Origin of the sequence: Kitasatospora sp. NPDC051702 (assembly GCF_040681575.1) — a bacterium.
GTDB lineage: Bacteria > Actinomycetota > Actinomycetes > Streptomycetales > Streptomycetaceae > Kitasatospora.
Genome location: NZ_JBFAZB010000017.1, coordinates 1 through 22,986 on the forward strand (window position 1 = coordinate 1; position 22,986 = coordinate 22,986).

The following is a 22,986-nucleotide window of genomic DNA, read 5'->3' on the forward strand; positions in this document are numbered from 1 at the left end:
CGCCGGCAGCAGCAACCACCGCCGCCGCCGTCGGGCTGCCGGCCCTCGCCCGCGCGGCGCCGTTTTCATGTTCTGGGGGCGGGACGGGGCGGATCCGGACGGGCCGGTGGGCCGCCGGGCGGCTGACCGCCGGGCCGGGGCAGCCTTGGCGGTCAGCCCAGCAACTCCAGCAGAGCGGCCGCCACCGGGCCCGAGGAGGACGGGTTCTGACCGGTCACCAGGTTGCGGTCGACGACGACGTGCGGGGCCCACGGCGCCCCCTCCCGGAAGTCCGCACCGAGCTCGACCAGCCGGTCCTGGAGCAGCCAGGGCGCCCGGTCGGCCAGCCCCGCCTGGACCTCCTCGGCATTGGTGAAACCGGTCAGCCGGTACCCGGCGAACGGCGAGGAGCCGTCCTCCGCACGGGCGGCCAGCAGCGCGGCCGGACCGTGGCAGACGACGCCCAGCGGCCGCCCGGAGGCCAGCACCCCGGTCAGCAGCCGGCCCGAGTCGGCGTCGACCGCCAGGTCCTCCATCGGGCCGTGGCCGCCCGGGTAGAACACGGCGTCGTAGTCGGCCCGGTCGACCTCCGCGAGCTTCACCGGCCGGCGGAACGCGGCGATCGCGTCCAGCTCCCCGGCCACCGCCGGATCGGTCAGGCTGGCCGGGTCGGCGACCGGGACGACGCCGCCGGGGGTGGCCACGGTCACCCGGTGCCCGGCCGCGGTGAACGCCCGGTACGGGACGACGGCCTCCTCCGCCCAGAAGCCGGTCGGGTGCTCGGTGCCGTCGTTCAGCGTCCAGACGGTCGCGCCGGTCATGACGAACAGGATCTCGGCCATGGTGCCTGCCTCCAGGGTCTGCGGTCTCCGCCGCGACGGCCTCGCCGCGGCGCTCACCCCGCCGAAGCTAGCCGCGGCCGGCCATCGGGGACCAATGCGCACGCCGATCCCCGCCATCGGGATTCCGATGGCTTCCCGGGACCGCCGAGCCATCGGGATCCCGTAGGCTCGCCGTCATGACCGATCGGCCGACACCGGGCTCGGGCCCGCCGGACCTCAACCAGTTGCGGACCTTCCTCGCGGTGCACCGCGCCGGCTCCCTCACCGCGGCCGCCCACCACCTGGGCCTCTCCCAGTCGACGGTGACGGCGCAGATCCGGGCCCTGGAGCAGCGGCTCGACCGCGAGCTCTTCGAGCGGCGCGCCCGCGGGGTCACCCCGCTGCCGTACGCCGACGACCTCGCGGCCCGGCTCTCGGCACCACTGGACCAGCTGGCCGCCGTCGCCGACGCCCGTGACGGCGGCGCACCGGAACCGGTCCACCTCGCCGGACCGGCCGAGTTCCTCGGCACCGTCCTGCTCGGCGCCCTCGCCCCGCTGGTCGCCGACGGCGTCCAGCTGCGGGTGGCCACCGGACTCACCGACCCCCTCCTGACGGAGTTGCGCGCCGGACGCCACGACCTGGTGATCGCCACCCGGCGCCCGCGCGGCCGCACCCTGCTCGCGGAACCGCTCGCCGACGAGGAGTTCGTCCTCGTCGCGGCCCCGGTCTGGGCCGACCGCCTCACCGGCCGGGACCTCCCCGCCGCCCTCACCGAGGTCCCGCTGCTCAGCTACGCCGAGGACCTCCCGATCGCCCGCCGCTACTGGCGGCACGTCTTCGACCGCCGGCTGCACACCCGGGCCGCCGTCACCGTCCCGGACCTGCGCGCCGTCCTCGCCGCCGTCACCGCCGGCGCCGGCTGGAGCGTCCTGCCGAGCTACCTCTGCCGGGCCGAACTCGCCTCCGGCGCGCTGCGCGTGCTCCACCGCCCCACCGACCCGCCGATCAACACCGCCTACCTGGTCCGCCGCCCGACCGGCTCCGCCAACCCCCACGTCGCCGTGGTCCGCGACCACCTCCTCGCCGCCGCCCGCCGCCTCGACCAGGACGCCGACCACACCCGAGGAGCACCCGGGGGCGCCCCCGCCGCCGGGCCGGACCGCACCTGACCAACGATCACCCCGTGCGCGGGCCGGTGGGAACAGGGCATGATCGGGCCATGGGAACGACCGTTCAGGGATCAGTGGAGTGCCGCACCTGGGGCCCGGGGCTCGGCGTCGGCGAGACGGCGTGGTACCCGGCCATCGAGCTGCCCATGCTCGGCGTCCCCAAGGACTACGACGCCTTCGCCTGCCTCTTCGGCGTCCGTGACCTCGGCGGCCACTGGCGCCCGGTCGCCGCCGACCGGGGCCTGCCCGCCGACGTCTCGGAGCGGGTCCGGGCCGAGCACGCGTCCTGGGGCGAGGTCGCGTTCGGCGCCAGCTGGCTGGACTGGAACGAGGTCCTCGCCGTCGACTGGGACGAGCCGGCGGTCCCGCGCGCGACCCGCATCGCCCGGTACCGGCGGCTCGCGGACGGCACGCTGGAGCTGGTGCACCGGGCGGACTGGAGCCGCGGGTTCGCACGGGCGAGCGGTGTCGACACCCTGCGCGTCGACCCCGGCCGCATCGGCGAACTGTGGGCCGAGGGCACCGAGTGGGACACCGGGGCCACGGTCTACCGCGCCGAACGCGCCAGGCGCCGCGACGCCGTGCCCGCCGACGGCCCGTGGCAGCCGGTGTGGACCGTCATGCGCGCCCTCGCCGGGGTGCACGGCGACGGGAACGTCCGGCTGGTCGTCTGGTTCGAGGAGTAGTCCTCGCCCGCCGCCCGGCCGGTGACCGCCCGGACTCCCGGCGCCCCCGGAGCGGGAGCGGTGCCTGCCACCGCGGCGAGCGGGTGGCCCGAAACGGGTGGCCGGGAGCGGCCCGCCGGCGCCACCATGGTGGCGTGCACACGGACCTCCCCCACGGCTGGACGATCGAGCGGGTCCGTTCCGCGTCGGGCGACGCGGCAGCGGAGCTGCTCCCCCTCGAACGGCTCGTCGTCCTCGAGGAGCACGGCGCAGCCGACTACGAGGTCCTCGCGCCCGACGTCATCCTCTCCTTCCACGGCCTCTGCCTGGCCCGCGCCGCCGGCGAGTGGTTCATGGGCGAGCTCGACGGGGACGGCTCGCTCGTCTGCTGGTCCTCCTACGGCCCCGACCTGGGCGAGGCCGTCCGGGCGCTGTGACGGACCCCGGGGCCGGCCGGTCCGGCGGTCTGCCTAGATCGCGAGGTCCCGGTGCTCCAGGATGCGGAAGGCGGCCAGCAGGCCGAGCAGGCCGACGCCGGTGAGGACGGCCAGGGACAGCCAGGGGACGTCGCCGTGGGCCAGGGCGTCGCCCGGGGTGTAGTAGTGGAACGGGCTGAGGTAGCGCAGCGGGGCGGCCGGGGACCACGCCAGGGCGACGAAGTTGAGGGCGAAGCCGACCGCGCCGAAGGCGACGGCGGCGCCGACGACGTGGGCCCGCCGCCGGCTCAGCGCGGACACCGCGAGCACCGGCCCGGTCAGGCAGAAGGCGAGCGCACAGCCCAGCAGTCCGGCGGCGAACACGCCGCCCTCCGGTACGGCGGCGCGCAGGTCCGGGGAGAACGCCACCCCGAGCGCGACGGTCAGGGTGGCGGCGGCGTTGAGCAGGACGGAGGCGGCGACCAGGGCGCCGGCCCGTTCCGCGAGCAGCCGGCGGCGGGAGACCGGGCGGGTCATCAGGAGTTCGACGGTTCCCGACTCGACGTCGGCCGCGACGGCGGCGGCGCCGAGCGAGCCGATCACGGTCAGCTGCATCGCGATCCAGAACGGGTGGGTGAGCCCGGCCCCGATCAGACCGGGGTAACTGGCGATGGAGACGGCGCCGTTGGAGCCGCTGAAGGCCTTGAACGCACCGGGCGGGGTGCGGCCCGCGCCGAACAGGTCGGTGGGCGGGACGGTGCCGGCGATGACCACGATCAGCGCCTCGAAGACGACCACGCCCAGCAGCAGGCTGAGCAGCATGCGCCGCCGCCGGTGCAGGGCGAGCCACACCAGGGGCAGGCGGCGGCTGACGGTCGCGGGGCTCATCGGCGCTCCTCCGGGTCGGTGCCGGCCGGGGTGTCGGTGCCGGCCGGGGCGCCGGCCTCCTCGGCGGCCGACGCCCGGTAGAGGTCGAGGAAGGCCTCGTCCAGCCCGGCCTCCTCGACCGTCAGGTCCGCGACCGGCAGCGCGGCCAGCAGCCCGCGGACGGCGGCGACCACCTCGTCCGGCGGTACCAGCAGTTCGACCCGTTCGCCGTCCCAGCGCGGCGACCAGCTCTCGGCGGCGCCGAGCGGCCGGGCGCCGAGCCCGTCGGTGAAGACCAGCCGGACCCGGCGGGCCCTGGCCTGGCGCAGTTCGGCCACCGAGCGCACCGTGACCAGCCGGCCCCGGCGGACGATGGCGACCCGCCCGCAGGCCCGCTGCACCTCGGGCAGCACGTGGCTGGAGAGCAGGACGGTGCGACCGGCCGCGGTCTCCTCGGCGAGCAGGTCGAAGAAGGTCTCCTGGACGAGCGGGTCGAGGCCCTCCGTCGGTTCGTCCAGCACCACGACGGCGGGCCGGTGCTGGAGCGACTGGACGAGCCCGAGCTTCTGCTTCATGCCGCGCGAGTACTCCCCCACCGGCCGTGCCAGGTCCGCCGGGGAGAGCCTGAGCCGCTCGCAGAGTTCGCGTTGGCGGGGCACCGGGGCGCCCTGGAGGGCGGCGAGCAGGTCCAGGGTCTGCTGCCCGGTGAGCTCGGGGTAGAGCCGCAGCTCGCCCGGCAGGTAGCCGATCGAGGGGGCGAGCGTGCGGTGGTCGGCGACCGGGTCCAGGCCGAGCACCCGGACCTGTCCGGCGCTGGGGCTGAGCAGGCCGACCAGGCAGCGCAGGGTGGTGGTCTTCCCGGCGCCGTTCGGGCCGAGCAGGCCGAACACCTCGCCGGCGGTGACGGCCACGTCCAGCCGGTCGACGCCGACCGTGGCGCCGTAGTGCTTGGTGAGCGACCGCAGTTCGATCACCGGCCGGTCGCCGGTGCCGCTGTCGGTGCCGCTGTCGCCGCCTGGCATCGCCCACCTCCGGAGTCGGGTGCGACGGACATCCAAGCGCGTGCGGCCCGGCTCGTCGAGGGACACGACCGAACCGGCGGCGCCCTTTTCCGAACGAGCCCGGGCGCGCCCCCGGGACCGGGTGACCGGGAGGCGGGTCCCGGCGGAGCCGGCGGCGGCTAGCGGCGCAGCCCGTCCGTCTCGTCCGCGCGCACCTCGGAGAGGTAGGCGGCGGTCAGGTCGGGCGAGGCCAGCCAGGCGGCGTGGTCGCTCGGTTCCGCGTAGGTGTTGGCCAGCCGGCGGGCGACCGCGTCGTGTTCGGCGGCGGCCGCGAACACGGCCTGGACGTGGTCCGGCACGGTGAGCATCGCCGCGGTGAACGCGACCGTGTGCCGGGCGTGCCGGCGCCAGAAGCGCTCGGCGGTGCGGCACATCCAGTCCGCGGTGAACGGCGCCGCGCCGTGCTCGACGATCGCCTGCAGGTAGGCCTGCGCCGCCCGGGCCGCGCTGTTGGCGCCCTGTCCGGCGATCGGGTCGTTCACCACCACCGCGTCGCCGATCCCGAGCACGTGGACGGCGCCGACCCCGGCGCCCAGTTCGGCGACCGGCCGCCGGACCACCGGGGTCACCGCGCCGGACAGTCCGGCCCCGGCGTCGGTCGGCTCGGCCTCCCGCCACAGCTCCGCCTCCCACGGCAGGTGCGCGCGCATCAGCGTGCGGATCCGGGCGAGTTGGACGGCGGGGGCCGGGGCGTCGCCGAAGACGTCCAGCGGGCCGCCGGGCAGCGCCTCCCAGAGCAGGATCGAGCAGGGGCCGGAGTGGGTCAGGGCCGGCTGCAGGTAGAGCTCGCCGAGGCCGGGCAGCGCGTGCATCCGGGCCCGGGGTTCGGTGGCCGGGTCGGGCGAGCCGACTCCGTGCACGTACAGGCAGGACAGTGCCCGCTGCGGACGGTCGAACGGCGAACGGGCGGCGTCGCGTTCGAACAGCCCCGCGAGTTCGCCGCGTCCGGCGGCGACCACCGTGAGCTCGTGGCGGCGGGCGAGGTCGGTCAGCCCGTCCCGGTCCAGCGAGCGGTACTCGATCCGCCCGCCGCGCCCGGCCAGCAGCTCCAGCCAGCCCGCCAGCTTGATCCGCTGGTCCACCGACTGGGCGGGCTCGTCGAGCGTCATGGTGAACTCCAGCGCCTGCACGCCGGGCGGCACCGTCAGCGCGCCGCGGACGGCGTGGACGGACGGCGCCTCGGCCGCCCACAGGTCCAGCCCGGCCGCCGCCTCGATCCGCAGCGCCGGGCCGAACATCGCCTGGGTGGACAGCACCCGCCCGCCGCGCACCTGTTCCGGCGTGCGCTCGGCGACGAGTGTCACCTCGTAGCCGGCGGCCACCAGGCCCAGCGCTAGCTGCAGGCCGGCCTGGCCCGCTCCGACGACGGCGATCCGGCGCATGGGCGGCCTCCCGGTGACGACTGCGGGTGGGGGTGGTGCCGACAAGTCCGTTGACGACCCGTCAATCAGCGACAGTAGCCCAGCCGCTGCGCTCCGTCACCGGGGCCTCGGGCCCGTCCGGCGTGGTGCGGCCGGGAGGATCCGCCGGACGGGCCCCCGGCCGTCCCGGCCCGCTCAGCCGCGCAGGTGCGCGGTGAGCAGCTCGACGACGGCCGCGGTCTGCTCGGCCACGTAGAAGTGCCCGCCGGGCAGGACCCGCAGGTCGAAGGCCCCGGTGGTGTGCCCGCGCCACGGCGCGGCCTGGTCGACCGTGGCGTTCTCGTCGGTCTCCCCCACCAGGGCGGTGATCGGCTGCGACACCGTCGCGTCCGGGGCGCAGCGGTAGGTCTCGATGGCGGTGTAGTCGGCCCGCAGCGCCGGGAGGATCAGCTCGCGCAGGGCCGGGATCTCCAGGATCCGCTCGTCCGTCCCGCCGAGGCCGACGATGGTGGCGAGCAGCTCGTCGTCCGGCAGCTGGTGGACGGTGGTCTCGCGGGGCAGCGAGGGCGCGCGGCCGGCCGACACGAACAGCCGCTCGGGGCCCTGGAGGCCGTCGCGGGCGAAGCAGCGCGCGGTCTCGAAGGCGACGGCCGCGCCCATGCTGTGCCCGAAGAAGGTCAGCGGCCGGTCCGTCCACGCGCGGAGCTCCCGGTAGACCTGCTCGGCGAGTTCCGGCACCGAGTCGATCGCGGGTTCGGCGTAGCGGTTCTGGCGGCCGGGGTACTGCACGGTGAGCACGTCCGCGTGGGGGGCCAGCGCGTTGGCGTGCTCCATGTAGTAGCTCGCGGAGCCACCGGCGTGCGGGAAGATCACGATCCGGGCGGGCGCGGAGTCGGACGGGCTGAACCGGCGGAACCACGGGTTGTCGACGACGGCGCTGCTGGGCATGCGGATGCTGACCTCTCTCCGTGACGGACTCTGCTGGCCCCAGTCTCGCAGGGCCCGGGCCCGGGCGGGCCGGGAACCCCCGGTTCGATGATCTTGCATCTCCCGGACGGCCGGGGCCCCGGGCCGTCCGGGCCGTCGGCGGCCGGGGAGCTACGGCGCGTCGGCGGCCGGGGCCCGCCCGGCTCCCGCCCGCCCGGCCTCAGCGCAGCCGGCCCAGGTACTCGTCGCGGGTCAACTCGTGGACGCGGACGGCACGGCCGGTGCCGGGCGTGACGGTCTCCCGCTCCGGGTGCAGGCCGAGCTTGGCCATGACGCGCTCGGAGGCGGTGTTGCCGATCTGGGCGATGCTGACCACCCGGTCCAGCCCGCGCTCCGCGAACCCGAAGCGCAGCGCCGCCGTCGCCGCCTCGGTGGCGAGGCCGCGGCCCCAGAACGACCGGCCGAGGCGCCAGCCGATCTCCACCGCGGGCAGCACCTCGGGCAGGAAGCGCGGCACGGCGAAGCCGGTGAAGCCGGCCAGCTCACCGGTGGCGCGCAGCTCCACGGCGAACAGCCCGAAGCCCTCGGCCTCCCACTCGTGCTCGAACGCCGCGATGTTCCGCCGGGTCAGGTCCTCGCTGCGCACCGCCCCGTCGCCGATCCAGCGCATCACCTCGGGGTCGCCGTTCACCGCGGCCATCGGCGCGACGTCGAGCTCGTGCCAGCGGCGCAGCAGCAGTCGGGGGGTCTCGATCGTCACCATCCGCCCATCCTCCCCCGGGCCCGGCCCGCGGTCACCCCCTCCGGACGGCGAGGACGGCGGAGCCGCCGGGCATGACCGGCGGGACCGGCGGGACCGGCGGGACCGGCGGGACCGGCGGGACCGGCGGACGCTTCCCGCCGAGCGCCCGGCCCGGCCTCACGGACGGCCGATGACCCGCGGCGACGCACCGGTCCGCATTTGACCGATCGCGGACCGGGCGGCCATGGTCGCCTCATGTCGAACACCAGCCCCGGCCTCCCCCCGGCAGCCGCCGAGGCGGGAACCACCGAGCAGTCCGCCCCCGGCGCCGGCCCCGGGACCGCCGGCGAGACCGCGGCCGACCGGGTCAGGGCCCGCTGGTCCGAGCCGCCCGCGCCGGTGCCGCCCCGGTGGAGGCGGGTACGGCGGGCGACCTGGATCAGGGCGGGCGCCGCCGTGGGCGCCGTCCTGGTCGTCGCGGCGCTGGCCGTGCCCGGGCACGACGAGCCGAAGAGCTTCCGGCTCGACCCGCCCGAGAGCATCGGCGAGCTGGCCCGGGCGGCCGACGACACCGGGCGGTACGCGGAACTGGACCGGGAGGTGTTCCCCGACGTGCCCGGGACGATCCGCTACCACCGGCACTTCGTCACCGGCTACCGGCTGCCCGGCAGCGACCGCGCGGACTTCACCGTGGCCGGCGCCACCGGCTCCTTCGGCAGCCCCGTCGACGAGCTGGAGCGGCTGCTGGGCGGCATGGACCCCGCCTACGGCCCGAACCCCGGCCACGACCCCTCCGCCGCCGCCCGGTACACCGTCCTCCCGCCGGGGCCGCTCGGCGGCTACCTCAAGTGCGCGGACGGCGGGGCCGGGCTGGTGGCGGCCTGCGCCTGGGCCGACCAGAGCGGGACCACCGTCGGCGCCGTCGCCGACCGGCGCGGCGGCTCCGGCCCGGCCGACCTGGCGGAGCTCGCCGACCGCGCCCGGACCATCCGCGCGGCGATGACGCACCGGGAGCGGTAGCCCGCGGGCCCGTGAGGTCCGGCACGAACCACGCGCGCCGTGGCACCGTCCACTGTTCGAACGGTGGGGATGACCCCTCGTCAGGCCGCCGACTTCTTTGTGTCATCCGCCAGTACGGCCGCCGGGGCGCTCGGAGGAGACTTTCCGCCACGACCGCGGCCCCGAGGGCTCCGCCGCCGGCGGAAGTCCGGGAGCGGAGCACCCGCACGGCCGCGCACACGACGGCGTCCGCGTCAGGACGGCGTACGGGACGACGTCAGGAGGGGGCAGCACATGGGCGTGCAGCAGTACGACGGGATCGGCGAGGCCTTCGAGGGCTTCAAGGCACTGCCGTTGACGCGCTTCGGGGAGGTGCCGAGCTTCCTCGGCCTGGTCGGGGACGTGAGCGGCAGGTCGGTCCTCGACCTGGCCTGCGGAACCGGCTTCTACAGCAGGGAGTTCAAGCGACGCGGCGCGACGGACGTGTTCGGCGTCGACATCTCCGGGGAGATGATCGCCGCCGCGCGGGCGATCGAGCAGCGCGAGCCGCTGGGCGTGCGCTACGAGGTCGGCGACGTGGCCGAACTGCGGCCCCTCGACGAGCGCTTCGACATCGCGCTGGCGGTGCAGTGCCTCAACTACGCCGAGGACGTCGCGGCGATGGAGCGGATGTGCCGCAACATCCACCGGAGCCTGGTGCCGGGCGGCGAGTTCTTCGTGTTCGCCCAGAAGCCCGACTACGGCTTCGACTGTCCGTCCCTCGAGGACTACGGGTTCCGCTGCGAGCGGCTCGACGAGGAGGCCGAGACCGGCCCGCGGGTGCGGGTCACGGCCCTCCTCGAACCGCAGCCGATCAGCATCGTCGGCACGGCCCCGCGCCGCGAGGTCTACGAGAGCAGCCTGCGGGCGGCGGGCTTCACCGAGCTGGAGTGGGTCCCGCTGCAGATCTCCGAGGCCGGCATCCGCGAGTACGGCAAGGACTTCTGGGCGGACCTCTTCGCGTACCCGCCGCTGGAGATGCTGCGCTGCCGCGCCTGATCCGGCACCGGCCGGGGCCCGGCTCCCGACGCTTCGGAAGCCGGCCCCGGCCGTGCGCGCCCTCTCCCCCGGGCCCGGGATGCCCCCCGGTTAGGCTGAACCCGCACGTCAAAGGCCGTGGACGGCCGGGGAGGGCAGGGGCAGTGACGAGGATGGGCGAGCTGGACGAACTGCGGGCACGGCTCGCGGCGCTGGAGGCGGAGGTCGGCCGACTGCGCGAGGAGTCGGCGGTGGCGCGCTCGGCGGCGGAGCCCGCGCCGGCGAAGGCCCCGAGGGCGACGACCCAGGCGGCGACGCCCGCGCCGACACGGCGCCGGAGGACGACCGCCGGCCCGCGTACCGAGCAGGCCCCGCCGGCCGTGGACGGCCTGGCCGGGGAACCCGAGGCCGTCCTCACCGGCCGGGTCGAGCCGGGCCACTCGATGACCAGCCTCGCGGACGTCCTCGGCATCATGGTCTCCGACCGGGCCGAGCGGACCGGGGTGCTGCGGGCGCCCGTCCCGGCCCTGGAGGCCCGGACCCGGGAGGCCGGGGCCGGGGAGGCCCGGACCCTCGTGACGCGGGCCCCGGAGGCCCGGACCCTCGTGACGCGGGCCCCGGAGGCGGCGGCCGGGGAGACCGGGCCCCGGGAGGCCAGGACCCTGGAGGCGCGGACCGCGGCGGCCCGGAGCACCTCGCTCCCCCGGCACGGCGAGTTCCTGGAGGGCCTCCTCGCCGGGCGGCCGCCGCTCTCCCCGGAGCCGGCCCCGGAGGGCCCGTAGGCGCCGGCCCCAAACGGCACGGCCCCGGTCGCGTCAGCCCGCCTCGTCCCCGAACAGGGCCGTCAGCATCGCGTCCAGGGCGTCGTCGTCGAGGGCGGGGACGGTCCAGCCGTTCCCCCGGGCGTGGGCGAGGAAGGCCGGGTCGAGGGCCACGTGGTGTTGCCGCACGTCATGGGCCAGGTCGGAGTACCAGAGCCAGGTCCCGTCGGTGCACAGGTGCAGCCCGCCGATGACGGCGCCGGGGGCGCCGAGCACGTCGGGGACGGCGCTGGGCGTGGCGAACAGCACCGAGCCGCCCTCCAGGTACGCGAGCAGCTCGCGTTCGTACTCCGGCGCCTCGGCCCTGACGGCGTCCCGCAGCGAGGGGCCGTCCGGCCGTCCGCGCTCCAGCTCGCGGAAGTCGCCGACGAAGGGGTGGGCGTGCGTGTTCATCGGCCGGCCGGGGGTTCCCCGAACCGCACCTCGGCAGCGCGGGAGCGGGAGACCGCGTCCAGCAGGAGGACGGACGCGGCCTCCGGGGTGGGCGTCGGCGCGCCGGTCCGGACGTGCCGGGTGAAGGCCGCGAACAGGCGGTCCAGGCCCCGGCGGTGACGGGCGAAGGCCCGGGCGGAGGCGTGCCGGCCGCGGGCCCGCTGGCCGTCGAGGGCGGTGGCCGCGCCGACGTCGAGCAGCACCAGGTGGAGGAGGCGGCCCTGCCGGGCGGCCTCCCGGGCCAGCCAGCGGCGCATCCAGGCCCGGCTGCCGCAGTCGTGCACCAGGAGCGGGCCGCCGCGCCGGACGGAGGAGCGCAGCAGCCGGAAGTGCTCCAGCCGGGCCCACGGCCGGTAGACCGCGTACGGCAGGCTCGCGGGCATGACGGCCTCGCAGGCCTCGTGCACGGTGCGCGGATCGACGGTGGGCACCGCGCCCGCGCCGGACCACCGCCGCAGCAGCGTGCTCTTCCCCGCGCCGGGCAGGCCCGACACCACGACCACCGCGCCGGCCGGGTAGCGCACGGTGAAGGCCTCCCCGGCCTCGCCCCGCAGGTCGACGACGCCGCGCGGCCGCCGCTCGGCGCCGTACCCGCCCGGCGCCTCGGCCGTGTCCATGCTGGTGCTCACCCGTCCCCCGTCCGTGTCCGACCGCGAACCCTAACAACATCCGGCCGCCCGCCGCTCCCGCCGGGTGCCCCGCCCCCGGGCCCGGCGGTGGCGGCATCCGCCGCATCACGCCGCCGGACCCGCCGCCACGCCCTAGGCTGACGGACCACCGGACAGGAGGCTGGAGCGTGGCGGAGGCGGAACCGACGTACACCGCACTGGTGTTGGCGGGGCTGGAGCGGGATCCCGGGCGGGTGGCGATCCGGTTCGGCGAGGCGGCGCTGACGGCGCGGGAGTGCCTGGACGCGGTGTACCGGACGGCGCGGGCGCTGGCGGCGGCGGGGCTCGGACGCGGTGACGGTGTGACGGTGCTGTCCGGGAACCGGCCGGAGGCACTCCTGGTGCGGCCGGCGGCCAACCTGCTGGGGTGCCGGGTGGCGGTGCTCCATCCGGACGCGCCGCTCGCGGAGCTGGTGGAACTGGCCGGCTTCGCCGGCACCTCGGCGCTGGTGTTCGATCCGGTGGGCTGTTCGGCGGCGGCCGCGGCGATCGGGCGGGCGCTGCCGTCGGCCGGGCTGTTCGCACTGGGCCCCTCGGCGCTCGGGACGGACCTGTCGGCGCTGGCCGCGGAGCATCCGCCCGAGCCGGTGGCACCCCGGTACCGGGCGCGGGACGTGATGGCGGTGCGGTTCACCGGCGGGACGACCGGGCGGCCGAAGGGCGTGCTGCGCCGCTTCGCCCGGCCGCCGCGGCCGCCGCTGCCGGCCGGCTCGTCGTTCCTGCTCTGCACGGCGCTGTGCCACGGGGGCGGGACGACGGCCGATCTGGCGCTGGCGGCGGGCGGCACGGTGGTGCTGCAGGAGGACTTCGCGGCGGGGGCGGTGCTGGCGGCCGTCGAGCGGTTCCGGGTGTCCCGGGTGTACCTGCCGCCGCACCTGCTGTACCAGGTGCTGGACCATCCGCTGCTCCCGGTGACGGACACCGGCAGCCTGCGCCGCGTCACGTACACCGGCTGCCCGCCGTCGCCGCGCCGGCTGGCGGAGGCGACCCGCCGGCTGGGGCGGGTGCTGCACCAGACGTACGGCCTGACGGAGTGCGGCCCGGTGACCAGGCTGGGCCCGGACGAGCACCTGGACCCGCGGCTGCTGACCACCGCCGGGCGCCCGTTCCCGGACACCTCGGTGCGGATCCTGGACGAGGACGGCGCGGTGCTGCCGCCGGGCCGGACCGGGGAGATCTGCGTGCGCACCCCGACGGCGATGGCGGGCTACTGGCGCGACCCGGAGCTGACGGCGCGGGTGCTGCGGGACGGCTGGCTGCACACCGGCGACCTGGGCGCCCTGGACGCCTCCGGCTACCTGACGGTGGCGGGGCGGCGCGACCCGATGGCGATCGTGGCCGGGCACAACGTGTTCCCGAGGGACGTCGAGGAGCCGCTGCGCGCGCATCCGGGGGTGCGCGAGGCGGTGATGGTCGCGACGGCCGGCCCGGACGGTCTGGAGCGGGTGCACGCCGCGGTGGTCGCCGCGCCGGGTTCGGGGGTGTCGGCGGAGGGGTTGCTCCGCTGGGCGCGGGAGCGTGCCGGGGCCCGGTGCGCCCCGGACTCCGTGCTGGTCCTGCCGGGCATCCCGCTGACCGGCGCGGGGAAGCCGGACCTCGTCGCGCTCAGGGCGCTGGTGGGCGGCCCGGCTGGGCTGCCCGGAGCCCCCGTGGGGGCGCGCAGAGGCGTGTGACGCGCTCCGTCGATGCCTCGAGCGCCCGCGCGGGCGACCTCTCGCGCGGCAGACGACGGGAAGAACCGCCTGTGGACACTCGACCGTGCAGGCCGAACTGCCGATATCTCTCCCGGCGGCGTTCGTCCGCACCGTCCCCAGGGAGGCACTACTTTGACCTGGCTACGCGTCCTGACCGCCCTCGGAATCCTCGCCGTCGCGGCCAGTGCAATTCTCGTCTTCGCCCTCTGCACCGCCGCCGCCCGGGGTGAGCGCGCCGACCGGGAGGCACCCGACCTCCGGACGGATGCCGAGGACAGCGGGCTCTTCCAGCGGATGGGCGGCGACGGGTAGCCCGGGCCCGCCGGCCTCCGCCCGCCCGTCGCCCCCACCACCCCGCTCCCCCCGCTCCCGCCCCCGCTCGCCCGCCCACGGCTCCCGCCCGTCAGTGCCCGCCCTCAGTGCCCGACGATGTCGTCGGGGCGCACCTCGATGTGGTCCGCCGCGAGGTCGACCGCGACCCGGTGCTCCATCCCGAGCGCCTCCAGGAACTTGACCGGCAGCTGCACCCGCCCGGTGCGGTCCAGCATCACGTACTCGCGCTCGTTGACGGACTCCTCGCCGTGCTCGTCGGTCACGGTGCGGCGCAGCACCTCGCTGCTGGTCCGGCCGTCCCGGATGGCGACGGTGCGGCGGACCTCGCCCGCGACCATCGGGTCGTGGGTGACGATGACGACGGTGGCGCCGAGTTCCCGGTTGACGGTGCGGAAGGACTCGAAGATCACCCCCGCGGTCTCCGAGTCCAGCTCGCCGGTGGGCTCGTCGGCGAGCAGCACGGGCGGGTTGTTGGCCATCGCCACGGCGATCGCGACCCGCTGCTGCTGGCCGCCGGACAGCTGGTCGGGCCGGCGGTGGGCCAGGTCGCCGATCTCCAGCGCCTCCAGCAGCTCCGCCACCCGGGCCGCCTGGCGCCGCGTGCCGCCGGCCCCGCTCCGGCGGCCGCGCAGCTGCATCGGCAGGGCGACGTTCTCGGCGGCGGTGAGGAAGGGCAGCAGGTTGCGGGCGGTCTGCTGCCAGATGAAGCCGACCACCTCGCGGCGGTAGCGCAGCCGTTCGCGGGCGGACATCTCCAGCAGGTCGCAGCCGGCGACGGTGGCGGTGCCGGCGGTCGGCACGTCGAGTCCGGCGAGGATGGTCAGCAGGGTGGACTTGCCGCTTCCGGAGGCGCCGACCAACGCCACCAGATCGCCCTGCCGGATGGTCAGTTCGAGGCCCTGCAGCGCCTGGACCTCGATCCCCTCGGCGCTGAAGATCCGGACCAGTCGGTCGCAGACGATCGCCGCGCCCTCGCCGTGGGCCCTGGGCGCCGCGGCGGCCAGCGCCCGCTCCTGGAGCTCCTGCAGGCTGGGGGCGTCGGCGGTCGGCCGCTCCTTGGGGGTGCTCTTCACCGCTCGTCTCCTGTCCTGACTGTCCCAGCCGTCCTGGCCGGCCCGGCGGTCCCGGCTGTCTCGATGGTCTCGATGGTCCTGATCGTCCCGGCCGCCCGGCAGGGCCCGACCGCCCTGGCCGTCCCGGCGCCCGGCGCCGTCACCCGTCTCACTGGTCCCCCACCCGCAGTTCGGTGGCGATCTGGCGCCGGCCGGTGACGACCGTCTCCAGCACCACCCCGACGACCACCAGCAGCGTCAGCCCGGCCGTGGGCAGCAGCACCGGCAGCAGCGCCGCGCCGAGGCCCTCGTCGACCTTGGCGCCGACCAGCGCCGACAGGTCGACGGCCGGTCCGAGCAGTCCGGCCGCGGCGGCCGCGACCAGCCCGCCGCCGACCGCCGCCGCAAGGGTCTGCGGGATCGTCTCGGCGATGATCAGGGCCAGTCCCTGGCGGGGCCGCAGCCCCATGGTGCGCAGCCGGGCGAGCAGCGCCGCGCGGTCGGGCGCGGCCCGGAGCAGCGTCAGCATGACGGCGAGCAGGGCGAATCCGGCACCGGCGGCGATCGCGGCCCAGAACAGCCGCCCCGCGGAGCGCTGCAGCGGGTCGGCGGCCAGCTCGGCGGCCGCCTCGCGGCTGGTGCGCACCTTGTACCCGACGGGTACCCCGCCCGGGTCGTGACTGGCCGCCGTGGCCTCGTCGCGCAGGCGCTTCGCCATGCCGACCGCCTCCCCCATGCCGTGCTCGGCGAACAGCGCGCGGAGCCGGCCGGGGTCGACGTCACCGACGGCGAGCCAGTTGTTCATCCGCTTGAGTTCGGGCAGCCGGGCGGTGGCGGGGCCGGCCGGCAGCACCACGAAGGCGTTGACCGCGTCCGGGATGGCGGGGGTGTCCGTGACGGTTGCGGCGACGGTGGTGAGCAGCTCCCCGCCGTTGGGCGTGCGCAGCCGGTACGGGCCGCCGGAGAGCTGCTTGGCGAGGCCCGCGCTGAACAGCGCGGGCACCGGGGTGTCCGGGCCGCCGGGGGCGCCGGCCAGCACCGCGGGGTCGAACCGGCCGAGCCCGACGGTCCTGGCGATCTCCGCGTACGCCGCGGGTTCGACCACGACGGTGGTGGCCTGGGTGGCGCCGCGGTCGGTCCCGAGGATGAACGTCTGGTTCTCGATCCAGATCCCGGTGGCGGCGCGCACCCCGGGCAGCGCGGCGGCCGCCGTGGTGAAGGCCTCCGGCAGGGTCGTCGAGATCGGGACGCCGACCGCGGCGTCGCCGCCGACGGAGACCCGCGCGGCGCGCAGCCGCAGGTTGTCCACGCCGTCGAGCACGGTGGCGCCGAATCCTGCCGTGGTGACGGCGAGCAGCAGGGCGAGCAGGGGCAGCGCGGAGGGCCGGCGGCGCCCCGCGGTGTCGCGGGCGGCGCGGGCCAGGCCGAGGAAGCCGACCAGGCCGCGACCGCGCCCGGCGAGGGCGGCGAGCCGGCCGATCACGAGCGGCTGGATCCGGGCCAGCAGCAGCCCGCCGGTGAGTGCGAGCAGCAGCGGTGCGGTGATCAGCAGCGGGTCCAGTCCGGTGCCGGCCGGGGCCACGCCGCGGTGGCGGACCTCGGCGACGGCGGCGACGGTGACGGCCAGCACGGCGAGTTCGCCGACGACCCGGCGCCGGCCGCCCGCGCCCCGGGGGCCGGAGAGCAGCACGGCGGCGCGCACCGGGAACGCCAGCACCGCGAGCAGGGCGGTGGCCAGGGCGGCGAGCACGGCGGCTCCCCAGCGCGGGGTGGGCAGCAGCACCAGGGCGAGCGTGGTGGCGAGGACGGCGGCGGGCAGCACGGCGACGGCGCCCTCGCCGAGCAGGCGCAGCAGGATGCCGGTGCGCGAGCCGCCGCGGGCGCGCAGCAGCCTGACCTCGGCGGTGCGCCGGTCGCCGGTGAGCGCGGCGGCGAGGCACAGGACGACGGCGGCGACGCCCGCGACGCCGACCGGGCCGATCGCGGCGAGCGGGGCGGCGGCCTCGTAGCGCGCGATGGCCCAGGTGAAGACCTCGGGCATGAAGGAGACGACGTGCAGGTCGGGGCGGCCGGTGGCGGCGACGATGGAGCTGGCGCCGGGGCCGGTCATGAAGGAGCCGAGGGACGTGCGGGTCGCGGTGAGCCGGTCGGCGCGCAGGGCGTGCGGGTCGAGCGGCAGGCGCCAGAAGTCCTCCCCTCCGTTGCCCCAGGCGAGCAGGGCGGAGCGGCCGTCGCCGCCGGCGAATCCGGTGGTCCGCCAGGAGGCGGCGCCTTCGGAGTTGACGACCAGGCAGGCGCGTTCCGGGCAGTCGATCGCGTCCCAGAACCGGTCCGCGGTGTCGTCGGGCCGGTAGATCCCGACGACCTTGGTGCGGGCCTGGCCGCGCAGGCTCTCGCCGTTGTCGACGAGGTCGCCGACCTTGATGTGGATGGTCTCCGCGGCCTGCTGGCTGACCACGATCGGGAGGGGGCCGTCGCCGGGCGCGCCGGGCCAGCCGCCGTCGACGAGGGTGGCGTGTTCGGCGAGGCCCTGCAGGTAGACCAGGTTGAGCCCCGGCGGGAGCAGGTTGGGCCGGTCGTACCCGTCGTTGAGCATCGGGTGGCCGGCCTTGGCGCGGGTGCCGACCTGCTCGCCGTCCCGGGTGAGCGTGAGCTCCTGGCCGATCCGCTCGACCATCCGGTCGCGCACGGCGTCCAGGTCGGCGGCCCGCGCCTCCGGGCTCGCCTTGGTGGTGGCGTGCAGGCTCGTGACGTTGACGCCGCGGTCGTGGACGAACCGGCGCAGCGCGTCGTCGGCGCCCCGGTCGGCGGCGCGCGGGAAGGCGGCCGCGAGGAAGACCGTGACGAGGGTGAGCGCCGCCATGAGCAGGGCGGCCACCGGGGCCGAGCGCAGCCGGGTGCGGACCCAGGGCGCCGGGCGGTGGTCGGTCGACGGTTCGGGCACGCTGGTGCCGGCCTTGGTGGTCACATCTCCTCCACGTGGCGCAGTCGGGCGGCCACGTCTCGACGGCGGCGTCCCATCAGGAAGGCCGACAGCAGGGGGACGACGGCGATCGCGGCCGCGAGCAGGAGCGCCTGCCCGTACGGCAGGTCGATCAGCACCTCGGGCATCGGGCGCCGGGCGGCGGGGGTGAGCACCACGAGCGGCACGATCAGGTGGACGAGGAGCGCGCCCAGTCCCAGGCCGACGACCCCGCCGAGAGCGACCAGGACGGCCTGTTCGGCGGCGACGGTCCGGGCGATCTGCCGGCGCGACGTGCCCAGCGCGAGCAGCAGCGCGGAGTCCCGGGAGCGTTCGCGGGCGGAGCCGGCCACGGCGGCGCCGAAGCCGATCGCGGCGAGGACGGCGGTGACCACCGCGATGACGGTCAGTGCGCTCTGCGGGGCGGCTCCGACCGGGTCGCCGAGGAGGTCCCCGACGGCCTCGTCGTAGAGCCGGACGTCCTGCGCGCCGGGGGCGGCGCGCAGGACGGCGGCGGCCTCGGCGGGGGTCCGGTCACCCGGTCCGTCGGCGGGCAGCCACCATTCGGCGCGGCCGGGCATCTCCCGGCCCTGGGCGGCGATCAGTCGGGAGACGGTGGCGAGGTCGACCGCCACGGCGCTGCGGCCCGAGACCGGGAGGGCGTCGACCGCCGCGGTGATCCTGACCGGGATGATGATGCCGGCGAACGGCACCTGGACGGTGTCGCCGACGGAGGCGCCCGCGGCGGTCAGGTAGTCGTGGGTGGCGACGCCGTCGACCTTCGACGGCGCGGTCGTCCCGGCCGGGGCGAGGGTGGCGCGCAGGGCCTCGCCGCGGCCGTCGGCGAAGCGGTAGCGGACGGTGAACAGCCGTTCGGCGCCGGCCGGTTCGGCGCCGACCTCGGCCGCCGGTCCGGCCTTGACCTCCGGGTTGGCGTGCACGTCGGGCGCCACGGCCGTCCAGCCGAACCCGGTCGGCACCGGCACGGCCGTCGCGGGGCCGTCGGCGGTGTCCGAGACGGCGAGGTGGCGGATGGTCAGCTCGCCGTCGGCCGAGTCGCTGAAGGAGACCAGGGCGCCCACCAGGGTCAGCGGGGCGGCGGGCGAGCCGATCGGGGCGTCGACCAGGGTGGCGAGCGAGGCCGAGGCCCTGCTCTCGCCGTCGGGCAGCACGGTGCCCAGCGGGGCCTTGTGGACGAAGCCGAAGCGGTCCCGCAGCAGCAGCCGGACCTCGGGGCGGACCACGGCCATCAGGCCGACGTGGTCCTGCTGGCGCACGGAGACGTCCGCGTCGATCCGCAGCGGCGTGCCGGGCAGCGGCAGCCCGGCCTGCGTCCCGGTGGGGGCGGGCTGGGCGAGCGGCGGGAAGAGCTCCTCGCGGGTGTGTCCGGCGAGCAGGTCGGGGCGGACCGGGACGCGGGCGGCGAAGGCTGCGGCGTCCACGGCGAGCAGCTCTCCGGCGCCGTTGGGCAGGGACTGCTCCTCGCGCACCACGGGGACGAGCCGGTCGCCGCCGGGCAGCGCGCCGTAGCGGCCGCCCTGGCCCATCAGGGAGTTGTGCGACGCGGAGATCCGCAGGCCGCCGAGCGTGCCGAAGGCGGCCTGGTCGCGCTGGGAGGCGGTCCAGGTGGCGTGCTGGCCGAGCGCCAGGACACCGGTGGCCACGGCCATCACCAGCAGCAGCACCGGTCCGGTGGCGCGGGCGGGCCGGCGGGCCAGGCCCCAGCCGACCAGGGCGGGGCCGAGGCCGCGGCCGCGGGCGGCCACCCGGGCTCCGAGCCGGGCGACGTAGGGCAGCAGGCGCAGCACGACCAGGGTGCCGGCGCACAGTGCCAGGGTCGGGGTGGCCACCAGCAGCAGGTCGACGCCGAGCCGGCCGGAGGAGTCGGGGGACAACCCGCCGCCGTACTGGGTGAGTTGCTGGTACGCGAGGGCGGCCAGGGCGAGGACGGCGAGGTCGCCGCCGTTGCGGGCGACGCCGGAGACGAGCGCCTGCCGGCCGCCGGCCCGGCGGCGCAGCGCGGCGCCGGCGCCGCGCACCAGGCCGGGCACGGTGGCGAGCAGGATGCAGGCGAGGGCGCAGGCTCCGGCGACCGGCCAGAGCTGCCAGTGGACACCGGTGTCCATGGTCACCGTGCGGTTGTGGCCGACCCCGGTGAAGGCGCGGACCAGGAGCGGGGTCAGCACCGGTGCGGCCAGGGCGGCGGGCAGGGCGAGGAGCAGCGACTCCACGGCGGTGAAGGCGCCCAGCCGGGCGCCGGAGGCGCCGCGTGCGGCGAGCAGGGCGTCCTCGCCCTCCTGCCGGGTCGCGATCAGGTGGACCACCAGCAGCAGGGCGGCGGCGGCGAGCACGGACAGCTGCAGTGCGCCGATCAGCAGGGTGGACCGGGCGACCACCAGACTGTCGGACAACTCGCGTATGACGTCCGGCAGTTCGGTCCTGGCCTGGAGCCCGGCGCGGGTCCGCAGGTCGTCGGCGAGGGCCCGGGCGCGCGCGCCGGTCGCCTCGGCTGCGGACTGCGAGACGCCCGTGAAGTCGGCGTCGAGCAGCCAGCCGCGGCTGTTCTGCACGAGTCCGCCGGTGGTGAAGGCGCTCTCGTCGACCATCATCGGGCCGTAGGTGGTGAAGCCGCCGACCTCGACCTCGTGGCCGCCGACCGGGTCGGTGCGCCAGTACGGGTCGCCCGGGTCCGTGATCCGGTAGACGCCGGTGACGCGGACGGTCAGCGGTGTGCCGTCGAGCCGGTCGGCCAGCCGGACCTCGGCGGGCAGCGACTGGGCGGTGAGGCCGAGCCGGGCCAGCGTGGTCTGGGGGACGGCGACCTGCGGGGCGGCGGAGCGGACGGGGCCGGAGGCGGCGGCGGGCCAGTCGCCGCCGACCAGCCGGGTGCGGCCGCGGTCGACGGTGGCCAGCAGGGTCAGGTCGGGCTGCGCCGGGTGGCCCTGCCCGCCCGCGGCGGCACCGTCGGCTCCGGTGGCGCTGCCGGGCAGGCCGTAGGAGCGGCTGCGCAGCATGCCGTCGGTGTGCACCGGCAGGTCGCCGAAGAGCCGGCCGCGGTAGGCGGCGAGCTCCGCCTCGTCCTGCGCGCGCCGGTCCAGGCCGTGTTCGGCGGTCACCACGACGGTGGTGCGCGCGTGGCCGGGGCCCTGGAGCGCCTGCCGCAGGCCGGCCTCGCCGACGCCGCGGTCGAACGCGACCAGTGCGGTGAGCACCGCCGTGGTGATCAGCACGGTCAGCAGCACGGCGCCGGCCAGCGGCAGTCGCCCGCGCAGTCGGCGCACGACGAAGCCGAGCATCTCGTTCCTCCCCCGGTTCTACGCCCCCGGTAGCACCCCGGCCCCGTCCACCGACCCGATCCGAACACGGACTGGTCACAGATGGACACAGAATGGGCACATCGATGAAGTGATCACCGGCATTTGATCACCGGATAGCGGACGACTCTGTCAGATTCGATCCAGGAACGGAAGGGACTTGCGCGAATCAAGTAAGTGATGAGCAAATTCCTTGCACCGGCGGGCATCCGCATCCGCGGCGGCTCTCGGTACACCATGAACACATCACAACTGCGGCCCCGCGAAGCCCCCTTGGCGGAGCGAATCCGGACTCCCGGAATCGACTTCCCGAGGGGTGAACCCCGGGCGCCGCGACATCCGTTGACACTGGACAGAGAAGCACACGGGGGGACGCCGTATGACGCAGCACCAGGCCGCCACCACCACGCCCATGGTGGAGGTCACCGGCCTCCGGCGGAGCTTCGGCACCGGCGAGCGGACGGTGCACGCCCTGCGCGGCGTCACCTTCGCCGTCGGCCGCGGCGAACTCGCCGCGCTCAAGGGCCGGTCGGGCTCCGGCAAGACCACGCTGCTCAACCTGGTCGGCGGCCTGGACGCACCGACCGGCGGCACCGTCGCCCTGGACGGCACCGACCTCGCCGACCTCGACGAGGACGGCCGGCTCGCCCTGCGCCGGGAACGGATCGGCTTCGTCTTCCAGTCCTTCGGCCTCATCCCGATGCTCACCGCCGCCGAGAACGTCGGCGTGCCGATGCGGCTGCGCAAGGTCCCCGCCGCCGAGCGCGAGCGGCGCGCCCACACCCTGCTGGCCCTCGTCGGCCTCGCCGACCACGCCGACCAGCGGCCCGGCGAGCTCTCCGGCGGCCAGCAGCAGCGCGTCGCCATCGCCCGCGCGCTCGCCAACGAGCCCGGACTGATCATCGCCGACGAGCCCACCGGCCAGCTCGACTCGGAGACCGGCCGCTCGATCATGCAGCTGCTGCGCGCCGTGGTGCGCAGCGAGGGCGTCACCGTGCTGGTCGCCACCCACGACCCGACGCTGATGGAACTCGCCGACCGGGTGATCGAGCTCCGGGACGGCCGGATCGTCGAGGAAGCGACCGAGCAGGCCGCGTAGCGGGGGCCCACGGGCGGGCGGGGCGGGGCCGGACGGGGCGGGGCCGCGGGCCCGGCAGGCACGCCGTCCCGGCCGGGGGCCGCGGTCAGGCCGCCCTGAGCGCGGCCTCGCAGTCCCGGCAGCGCCGGGTGCGCTGGGACGGCGGGTACCACGGCTCGCCCGGCCCGGCCGGCCGGTACGGCTCCCGTTCCAGGCCCGCCGTGTCCACCCCGCAGAAGGTGCGCGGCCCCGGGTCCTCGGGCACCTCCGGATCGGGTGGCGCCGCGTGCACCCAGCGCACCCGGGCACCCACCTCCACCTCGCCCGCGTCCAGCACCTCGGTGGACGGCTCCAGCTCGACCAGCACGATCACTCCGCCCATGCTCCCGCCTCACTCCGCCCGGCCGGGCCGTCGTCCACGCACGCCCCTCGGCGGGGCCGCTTCGCCCGCGCCTACCTCGACCCTGCGCCCCGCCACCGGCTCGCGCATCCGGTGGCGGGCGGGCGGGGGCACCGGCGGCCCCGGGGCCGCGCCGGACGCCCCCCCCTGTTCGCACCCGTACGGCAGGGCCGACCCGGGCGGGCGGGAATTCGGGGCGTCGGCG

Annotated in this window: 21 protein-coding genes; 9 read left to right on the forward strand and 12 right to left on the reverse strand. The window is 76.7% G+C overall.

Annotated elements, in window-relative coordinates; all coding sequences use genetic code 11:
- Positions 1-152: 152 nt before the first annotated feature.
- A complete protein-coding gene (locus AB0N04_RS16640) occupies positions 153-821 on the reverse strand; it encodes a type 1 glutamine amidotransferase domain-containing protein (RefSeq protein WP_360222492.1) in 669 nt (222 codons plus the stop codon).
- Between the two features lie 176 nt (positions 822-997).
- Between AB0N04_RS16640 and AB0N04_RS16645 the strand changes: the two genes are divergently transcribed.
- The 3 genes from AB0N04_RS16645 to AB0N04_RS16655 all read left to right on the forward strand — a co-directional run bounded on the left by AB0N04_RS16645 (position 998) and on the right by AB0N04_RS16655 (position 3,074).
- Positions 998-1,972, forward strand: coding sequence for a LysR family transcriptional regulator (locus tag AB0N04_RS16645; RefSeq protein WP_360222489.1), 975 nt, complete (start codon positions 998-1,000; stop codon positions 1,970-1,972).
- A gap of 50 nt (positions 1,973-2,022) precedes the next feature.
- On the forward strand, positions 2,023-2,658 hold the full coding sequence (locus tag AB0N04_RS16650) for a hypothetical protein (RefSeq protein WP_360222486.1): 636 nt from the start codon (positions 2,023-2,025) through the stop codon (positions 2,656-2,658).
- A gap of 134 nt (positions 2,659-2,792) precedes the next feature.
- A complete protein-coding gene (locus AB0N04_RS16655) occupies positions 2,793-3,074 on the forward strand; it encodes a hypothetical protein (RefSeq protein WP_360222483.1) in 282 nt (93 codons plus the stop codon).
- A 33-nt stretch (positions 3,075-3,107) separates the two neighbouring features.
- On the opposite strand, the gene AB0N04_RS16660 is transcribed toward AB0N04_RS16655, so the two are convergent.
- The 5 genes from AB0N04_RS16660 to AB0N04_RS16680 all read right to left on the reverse strand — a co-directional run bounded on the left by AB0N04_RS16660 (position 3,108) and on the right by AB0N04_RS16680 (position 8,032).
- Positions 3,108-3,941, reverse strand: coding sequence for an ABC transporter permease subunit (locus AB0N04_RS16660; protein WP_363364587.1), 834 nt, complete (start codon positions 3,939-3,941; stop codon positions 3,108-3,110).
- Positions 3,938-4,942 carry an ABC transporter ATP-binding protein gene (locus AB0N04_RS16665; protein WP_360222477.1) on the reverse strand — a complete coding sequence of 335 codons (1,005 nt, stop codon included), beginning with the start codon at positions 4,940-4,942 and terminating at the stop codon, positions 3,938-3,940. The genes AB0N04_RS16660 and AB0N04_RS16665 overlap by 4 nt, the downstream gene beginning before the upstream one ends.
- Before the next feature lie 158 nt (positions 4,943-5,100).
- Positions 5,101-6,363, reverse strand: coding sequence for a styrene monooxygenase/indole monooxygenase family protein (locus AB0N04_RS16670; protein ID WP_360222474.1), 1,263 nt, complete (start codon positions 6,361-6,363; stop codon positions 5,101-5,103).
- Between the two features lie 174 nt (positions 6,364-6,537).
- Positions 6,538-7,290 carry an alpha/beta fold hydrolase gene (locus AB0N04_RS16675; RefSeq protein ID WP_360222471.1) on the reverse strand — a complete coding sequence of 251 codons (753 nt, stop codon included), beginning with the start codon at positions 7,288-7,290 and terminating at the stop codon, positions 6,538-6,540.
- 199 nt (positions 7,291-7,489) lie between these two features.
- A complete protein-coding gene (locus AB0N04_RS16680) occupies positions 7,490-8,032 on the reverse strand; it encodes a GNAT family N-acetyltransferase (RefSeq protein WP_360222468.1) in 543 nt (180 codons plus the stop codon).
- A 234-nt stretch (positions 8,033-8,266) separates the two neighbouring features.
- On the opposite strand from AB0N04_RS16680, the gene AB0N04_RS16685 reads away from it, so the two are divergent.
- From AB0N04_RS16685 to AB0N04_RS16695, 3 genes are all read left to right on the forward strand, one after another.
- The gene (locus tag AB0N04_RS16685) at positions 8,267-9,031 is read left to right on the forward strand and encodes a hypothetical protein (RefSeq protein WP_360222465.1); all 765 of its coding nucleotides are present in this window, start codon (positions 8,267-8,269) and stop codon (positions 9,029-9,031) included.
- Positions 9,032-9,304: 273 nt separating this feature from the next.
- The gene (locus tag AB0N04_RS16690) at positions 9,305-10,048 is read left to right on the forward strand and encodes a class I SAM-dependent methyltransferase (RefSeq protein ID WP_360222462.1); all 744 of its coding nucleotides are present in this window, start codon (positions 9,305-9,307) and stop codon (positions 10,046-10,048) included.
- 143 nt (positions 10,049-10,191) lie between these two features.
- Complete coding sequence (locus AB0N04_RS16695; RefSeq protein WP_360222459.1) at positions 10,192-10,809, forward strand: hypothetical protein; 618 nt, start codon at positions 10,192-10,194, stop codon at positions 10,807-10,809.
- 33 nt (positions 10,810-10,842) lie between these two features.
- Here the strand turns inward: AB0N04_RS16695 and AB0N04_RS16700 are convergent, their stop codons facing one another.
- On the reverse strand, positions 10,843-11,241 hold the full coding sequence (locus AB0N04_RS16700) for a hypothetical protein (protein ID WP_360222456.1): 399 nt from the start codon (positions 11,239-11,241) through the stop codon (positions 10,843-10,845).
- Complete coding sequence (locus tag AB0N04_RS16705; RefSeq protein ID WP_360222453.1) at positions 11,238-11,909, reverse strand: AAA family ATPase; 672 nt, start codon at positions 11,907-11,909, stop codon at positions 11,238-11,240. Before AB0N04_RS16705 ends, AB0N04_RS16700 begins: the two co-directional genes overlap by 4 nt.
- A gap of 167 nt (positions 11,910-12,076) precedes the next feature.
- Here AB0N04_RS16705 and AB0N04_RS16710 point away from each other — a divergent pair, with 167 nt between their 5' ends.
- Together AB0N04_RS16710 and AB0N04_RS16715 are read left to right on the forward strand one after the other, a co-directional pair.
- Positions 12,077-13,621, forward strand: a complete 1,545-nt coding sequence (locus tag AB0N04_RS16710) for an AMP-binding protein (protein WP_360222450.1) — start codon at positions 12,077-12,079, stop codon at positions 13,619-13,621.
- Positions 13,622-13,774: 153 nt separating this feature from the next.
- The gene (locus AB0N04_RS16715; protein WP_360222447.1) at positions 13,775-13,954 is read left to right on the forward strand and encodes a hypothetical protein; all 180 of its coding nucleotides are present in this window, start codon (positions 13,775-13,777) and stop codon (positions 13,952-13,954) included.
- Between the two features lie 104 nt (positions 13,955-14,058).
- Here AB0N04_RS16715 and AB0N04_RS16720 read toward each other — a convergent pair whose 3' ends face one another.
- From AB0N04_RS16720 to AB0N04_RS16730, 3 genes are all read right to left on the reverse strand, one after another.
- Complete coding sequence (locus tag AB0N04_RS16720) at positions 14,059-14,979, reverse strand: ABC transporter ATP-binding protein (RefSeq protein WP_360222495.1); 921 nt, start codon at positions 14,977-14,979, stop codon at positions 14,059-14,061.
- Positions 14,980-15,196: 217 nt separating this feature from the next.
- A complete protein-coding gene (locus AB0N04_RS16725) occupies positions 15,197-17,995 on the reverse strand; it encodes a hypothetical protein (protein ID WP_360222444.1) in 2,799 nt (932 codons plus the stop codon).
- Positions 17,992-21,285 carry an FtsX-like permease family protein gene (locus AB0N04_RS16730; RefSeq protein WP_363364595.1) on the reverse strand — a complete coding sequence of 1,098 codons (3,294 nt, stop codon included), beginning with the start codon at positions 21,283-21,285 and terminating at the stop codon, positions 17,992-17,994. Before AB0N04_RS16730 ends, AB0N04_RS16725 begins: the two co-directional genes overlap by 4 nt.
- Positions 21,286-21,682: 397 nt before the next feature.
- Between AB0N04_RS16730 and AB0N04_RS16735 the strand changes: the two genes are divergently transcribed.
- On the forward strand, positions 21,683-22,402 hold the full coding sequence (locus AB0N04_RS16735; protein ID WP_360213769.1) for an ABC transporter ATP-binding protein: 720 nt from the start codon (positions 21,683-21,685) through the stop codon (positions 22,400-22,402).
- A gap of 85 nt (positions 22,403-22,487) precedes the next feature.
- On the opposite strand, the gene AB0N04_RS16740 is transcribed toward AB0N04_RS16735, so the two are convergent.
- The gene (locus AB0N04_RS16740; RefSeq protein ID WP_360213767.1) at positions 22,488-22,763 is read right to left on the reverse strand and encodes a hypothetical protein; all 276 of its coding nucleotides are present in this window, start codon (positions 22,761-22,763) and stop codon (positions 22,488-22,490) included.
- Positions 22,764-22,986 lie beyond the last annotated feature (223 nt).